This window comes from Algibacter sp. (assembly GCF_049667265.1).
In the GTDB taxonomy this organism is placed as follows: domain Bacteria; phylum Bacteroidota; class Bacteroidia; order Flavobacteriales; family Flavobacteriaceae; genus Algibacter_B.
The window spans coordinates 1-6,033 of sequence record NZ_JBATHX010000017.1 but is presented as its reverse complement, the minus strand read 5'-3'; the positions used below and the strand labels follow the sequence as shown (position 1 = coordinate 6,033).

Sequence of the window (6,033 nt, the reverse complement as noted above, 5' to 3'; positions counted from 1 at the left end):
TACTTCTTATAAAACTTAGCATACCCACGATAAGCAAAAGCACCTAATACAGCAACAATTCCACAAGTAATGGCAATAAATTTAACACTCACAATCTGGTCGCCACTAGCATAACTATGCAATCCGGCTAAATAAAAATTAACCCCAAAATACGTCATCATAATACTTGCAAACGCTACAATAGACATCAGGTTAAAAAACCAACTCCCACGAAGCCCAGGAACCAATCGCATGTGTATCACAAAAGCATAAATCATAATACTAATAAGTGCCCAAGTTTCCTTTGGGTCCCAGCCCCAATAACGTCCCCAACTTTCGTTAGCCCACATACCACCTAAAAAGTTACCAATGGTAAGCATTACTAAACCAACAGTTAAAGCCATTTCGTTAATAATGGTAAGCTCTTTAATGTTTAAATCCATTTTAGCCTTATTAGCCTTGGTAGTAAAAATCATAAGTAATAATGACACAACACCTAAAATCATTCCTAAGGTAAAAGGCCCATAACTCGCCACAATTACCGCCACATGAATCATTAACCAATAACTATTTAAAACAGGTTGTAAGTTTGCAATAGCAGGATCCATCCAGTTCCAATGTGCAATCATTAAAATCATAGCCGTTACAAAAGCCGATGCTGCAATGGTAAGATCGGACGTTTTTCTGTCAAAAACCCAATTTATAAAACCCTTAATTGACCATTTTGATTGAGCCACATCAGTTTTGGTTTCCTCATTTTTCCTTTTACTAATTCCGGTAATTAAACCAAACAACATGGTAGACCACGCTACATAAATCATAGACTCGTAAGCATCACTCCAAGGGGCATGTCCTGAAATGTACCAACGTGCAATCAATCCAGCAGTATGCAATAAAAACAATCCTATAACAACAAACTTTAAAACCGAAATCGAAACATTTACAAACTTCCTTTTCTCATTAAAAATCTGTACAATTAACAACACGAACATGATACTACCGGCATACATATACCAGCTAAAAAGCTTCTTAAAAATATCGTATTTGTTATAAAGTATTTCCGTTTTTATTTTATCATCACTAAGCATAACTGCACTTCCATACTTGTGTTGTGTTTTCTTAAAAGCTTCCAATAATTTATCAGCTTCATCAAAATCGCCAGTCTGTTTTGCTTTGTTAAGCGTATATAAATAGGCTCTTACCCCATTTTTCACAAAGTTGGAATACAATGAATCTTTAATTTTCGACGGGTCTTTTTTGAAATCAAAATTTGAAATCCACTTGTTATTATCATCATTAGGTATCGGGAAAATCTTTAAAGACATCCCTTCAATGGTGTTGTATAATAAATTAACCCGTTGGTCGGTTTCCTTAAACTCCTTTTGAAATCCGTTAGGTACTGGTGCTTTATAAGCTTCATCCAGATATGGCGCTAAAATATAGTCGCCCCTATCAGTAAAGAAATCGGCAAGTGGTACATATTTAGCATCCATTTTAGCCCCAATAAGTTTTCTAATAGAATCGCCTTTTTTAAGTTTCAAGTAAATAATTGGCACGTTATACCAAAGCATCGGGCTCTCCTGAATAGATAAAAACACCTGATTGGCATCCATACCCTCATAAGTATCATCTTTACTTAATTTTCGAAGCATTTCTGAAGCATAGGTATTCACAGGCATCATGCGTCCGCTTAAATCCTGAATCACTAAATGTCCAAATTTATCGGCATGCGCTTTAGGCGCAATATTTGCTTTAAGTAAAGAATCTATTTGCGATTTTGTTGGTTGTGAATGGTCATGGCCGTCGCCCTCATGATGTTCTTGAGACATGGCATTTAAACTAAAACACAACACTAAAATGGTAAGCAGTTTTTCTTTTTTTGCCTTCACTTTTTCTAGCTGTATTTTTAAATCACCAAAACGAGAATGTTTCGAAAACAGAATAGCCATTAACCCAAAATACAACATAAAATACCCAATATAGGTAATCAAAGTACCCCAATAATCATGGTTTACAGAAAGAATTGTGCCTTTTTCATCTGGATCAAAACCCGATTGAAAAAATCGGTAACCATCATGATCTAAAATATTATTCATAAATATTTTATAATCATAATTTTCGCTTCTTTCATCAATAACAGTCACTTCACTTGAATATGCTGAATAGCCACGCTCTGTTCCTGGATAGCGTTCGGCTTCAAAATCGTTAAGTTTTAATGAGAATGGTAATTCTAAAACCTTAGAACCATATTTAAAAGCAAAATCCAATCCGCCAATTTTTACTTGTTTAAAACTACTGTTAGAACCTTTTCCACCTAATAAACCAACACGTTGGGTTTCGCCATTTGTTGTAACGTTTAAAACCACGCCATCTTCATCGTTTTTTAATAGTTGCGATTTCTGAACCACATCAAAAACCCCTTTTATTACGGGTTTTGGAAAAACCATTTGCATGTTACCAATTTTATAAAGCGAACGCAATATTAAAGGTTGCAAACTATCTTTAACCAAAACACCTTGGGCTTGGGTAGCCATAGTCATATAAGTCCCATCAAAAGGAGAATCAATTGTTAAATCACCATCTTTGTAATTTATATTAATAGCGCCTTTTGCCGGATTATTTAATGTAAAAATGACATTATGGATACTGGCTTGTTCTCCAACTTTCAAAAAGTGATTATGAGCACCATTGGCTCCTGCTTCAACAAGCTTTAAATATTCCTCACCATTTTTATTCGGAATAACATCCTCTTCGGCGCCAACTATAAACTTCTCTAATTCGATAGTTACGGGTTGCTCACCATATTTTGTATCTACCTTAAAATCGTTTTCTAAACGTCCTGAGAAATCAACTTCGTTCTGAATTGGTAAACGTTGTGGTACACCATCAATTTCATAATTGCCGTCAATATAAGTTGTTATATATGTTTTTTGTGAAAGAAACGAATTTTCGGTTGCGCCTTCTCTAATGGCCATCATACCTTCAAAACTAGCATAACGTGTTATAAATGCTCCTAACAAAATGAATATGAATGATAAATGCAGAATAAATGTTGCCCACTTTTCCTTTTTATATAACCTAAACCTGAACACATTCCCAGTAAAATTAATAATAAAAAATACCATAATGGCTTCGAACCACCAGGCGTTATAAATTAAATTTCTGGTGTAAGGCGTTGGCGAAGTTTCTTGACCGGAATCTAAAATTGTTCCTGTTGCCATGGCCACAGCAAAAGCAATAAATAAAACAGCAGTAAGTCTAGTTGAAAAGAAAATATTGGCGAGCTTTTTTTGCATAATCAGAACCTTTTTTTAAGGTTTGGCAAATTTAAGGAATAATGTTTATTTGGAAGTGTTAAAGTGTTGTAAAAGTTGGAAGCAAGAAGTTGGAAGTTGGAAGCATGAAGACGGAAGACCGATAACTAAATACTGCCTACTGAAAACTGCTTACTAATTACTCCTCGCTTCAAATATTTTTAAATATAAAAACGATCCCATTTTTCTGGCGCGACGTTTGGCGTTTTCGGTAGTTTCACCTTCAAAAAGTTCATTGAGGGTTTCAAACCAAAGGTTAAGCCACAACCCAAAGTGTAATTCTGTAATGCTGTTGTTATTTTCATTATCCACTTTTACGTGAGCTTGTAACGGGTCGCCTTTATATTTGTGTTCTAGCTTTCGGGTCATGAATAAACTCGTCTCCCAGAATGTTGTTAATCGGTCTAGATGCGCATCCCAATCTTTTATAGCTTCGTTAAAAAAAGGGCCTAAAACTTTATCGGCTCTCACTTTTTTATAAAATGAAGTCACTAATAGGAATACATCTTCTCGGGTTCGAATATCGTTTTTCATGGATTACAAAATTAGGCTATTTTAAAATTACTAGACGGGTTTTTACGGAGTTTTCATAGCCATTTACAAATAAAAAGAAGTTTTTCACAGCCATTTAAGACTAAAACTAAAAACTGCTTCTAAATACTATAGTCGGCAGCTAGCGCGCAAGGGATAGTAATGGAAAGCCCACAGCCCGACGAAGGAGGTGCGAGGACTTGGAATGGATAGCCCGACCCTTTTCGGGTTGCGCCCAAAAATTAATAATTCTGTGGCTGAATTTGATAATTCATTAGTATTTTAGCAGCATGATTTCAGTAGTAATTTTAGGTGCTGGCAATGTGGCCACTCATTTATTTAAAGGGTTTGAAAAAACAGACGAAGTTTCGGTGGTACAATGGTATAACAGGAGTTTGGCCGCGATTAAACCTTATAACCATTTGGTTGCTATTACCGATGATTTAAAGGCTTTGAAGGACGCTGATGTTTATATTATTGCGGTGAGTGATGATGTGATTTCGGAACTTTCGAGCCAATTGCCTTTTGATGATAAATTGGTGGTGCATACTTCTGGAAGCGCAAGTGTTTACGATTTGGATATGAAACTGAAACGTGGCGTTTTATACCCCTTACAGAGTTTTAGCAAAGCTGCCGAATTGGATTTTGCAAATGTGCCAATTTGTATTGAAACGATTGATAAAGCATGTTTCCCGATTTTGAAAAAGCTTGCTAAAAGTTTAGGCAGCCCAATAAAACGAATTAATAGCGACCAAAGGCGTGTGCTGCATTTAGCGGCGGTTTTTGTGAACAATTTTACGAATCAATTATACAGAATTGGACATGAAATTACGGAAAGTGAAGGTGCCGAATTCGATTTACTAAAACCTTTAATTTTAGAAACGGCGAATAAAATTCAGGATATGTCGCCTTTTAAAGCACAAACAGGGCCGGCGAAACGCAACGATAAAAAAACGATTAAAAAACATTTAAAACAATTAGAAAACGAGCATCATAAAGCAGTTTATAAACTGCTTACGGAATCTATACAACGTACTCATGGAAGAAAAAAGTTATAAGGAATATTTAGAGCATATTAGTACATTTATTTTTGATTTTGATGGCGTACTAACAGATGGTTCTGTAAGCATTACCACGAGTGGTGAACTGCTTCGCACAATGAATATTAAGGATGGTTATGCATTAAAAACAGCCGTTGATAAAGGGTTTAATGTGTGTGTTATTTCTGGAGGCACAAACGAAGGTGTTCGCACTAGACTGACTGGCTTGGGAATTTCTGATGTTTATTTGGGGGCTCATAATAAACTTGAACAGTTTAATGTATACTTAAGTAAAATGAAAATTAAGTCTGAAAACGTGTTGTACATGGGCGATGACATTCCTGATTTTCCAGTAATGAAAATTATTGGGTTGCCTTGTTGTCCGCAAGATGCTGTTCCGGAAATAAAAGGTATTTCGAAATACATATCGCATAAAAAAGGTGGTAAAGGTGCCGTTAGAGATGTGATTGAACAAGTTTTAAAAGTTCAAAGTAAATGGAACGGTAATTTTAGTGCTAAAAATGATTGATAACTGTTGGCTAAAAAATAATTATTCATGAATTCATGGCCACTTTTAATTATTCACTTTTAACTTTTAACTAAATGCCCAGCATTTTTAACCTCATCCGTTTTAAAAATTTATTAATGATTGCGTTAGTGCAATTACTTATTAAATATGCTTTGTTAGAACCTTTTGGGGTGCAAACAAGTTTAGATGGTTTTGGGATATCACTTTTAATTATAGCAACCCTTTGTATTGCAGCAGCGGGAAATATTATTAACGATATTTATGATGTTGAAACCGATTTAATAAACAGGCCGAACAAGGTTATTATCGGTAAATCTATTTCAGAAAAAACAGCTTACAATCTTTTTATAGTCTTTAATTTAATTGGTGTTGGCGTTGGATTTTACATTTCGCATCGTGTTGGTAAAGCGCCTTTCTTTTCATTGTTTGTAATGATCTCTGTTTTACTTTATGTGTATGCGACTTATTTAAAACGCACGCTTTTAATTGGAAACATAGTCATCTCGCTTCTTGTTGCTTTAAGTGTAATTATTGTTGGTGTGTTTGAATTAATTCCGGCCATGACCGCTAGTAACCAAGCCATTCAAACCACGTTTTTTGAAGTTATTTTAGATTATGCCATTTTTGCATTCTCCATAAA

5 protein-coding genes are annotated in these 6,033 nt (G+C 35.1%); 3 read left to right on the top strand and 2 right to left on the bottom strand.

From position 1 onward, the window contains the following. Together ccsA and WBN21_RS00595 are read right to left on the bottom strand one after the other, a co-directional pair. Positions 1 to 3,275 (bottom strand): cytochrome c biogenesis protein CcsA (ccsA, locus tag WBN21_RS00600; protein WP_424197377.1); only part of this gene is annotated, 3,275 nt, incomplete at its 3' end. A 153-nt stretch (positions 3,276 to 3,428) separates the two neighbouring features. After that, the gene (locus tag WBN21_RS00595; protein ID WP_424197376.1) at positions 3,429 to 3,827 is read right to left on the bottom strand and encodes a group III truncated hemoglobin; all 399 of its coding nucleotides are present in this window, start codon (positions 3,825 to 3,827) and stop codon (positions 3,429 to 3,431) included. A gap of 287 nt (positions 3,828 to 4,114) precedes the next feature. On the opposite strand from WBN21_RS00595, the gene WBN21_RS00590 reads away from it, so the two are divergent. From WBN21_RS00590 to WBN21_RS00580, 3 genes are all read left to right on the top strand, one after another. After that, entirely contained in the window at positions 4,115 to 4,882 is a 768-nt protein-coding gene (locus WBN21_RS00590) for a Rossmann-like and DUF2520 domain-containing protein (protein ID WP_424197375.1), read from the top strand. Further along, positions 4,863 to 5,393 carry a KdsC family phosphatase gene (locus tag WBN21_RS00585; protein ID WP_424197374.1) on the top strand — a complete coding sequence of 177 codons (531 nt, stop codon included), beginning with the start codon at positions 4,863 to 4,865 and terminating at the stop codon, positions 5,391 to 5,393. Before WBN21_RS00590 ends, WBN21_RS00585 begins: the two co-directional genes overlap by 20 nt. Positions 5,394 to 5,509: 116 nt before the next feature. Next, positions 5,510 to 6,033: UbiA family prenyltransferase (locus tag WBN21_RS00580; RefSeq protein ID WP_424197373.1), on the top strand; the 524-nt coding region annotated here is incomplete at its 3' end.

What these genes read in the sequence shown, in the direction of transcription:
- WBN21_RS00595 (WP_424197376.1), bottom strand. Translation starts at nt 3,827, where the DNA reads ATGAAAAACGATATTCGAACCCGAGAAGATGTATTCCTATTAGTGACT.
- WBN21_RS00590 (WP_424197375.1), top strand. Translation starts at nt 4,115, where the DNA reads ATGATTTCAGTAGTAATTTTAGGTGCTGGCAATGTGGCCACTCATTTA.
- WBN21_RS00585 (WP_424197374.1), top strand. Translation starts at nt 4,863, where the DNA reads ATGGAAGAAAAAAGTTATAAGGAATATTTAGAGCATATTAGTACATTT.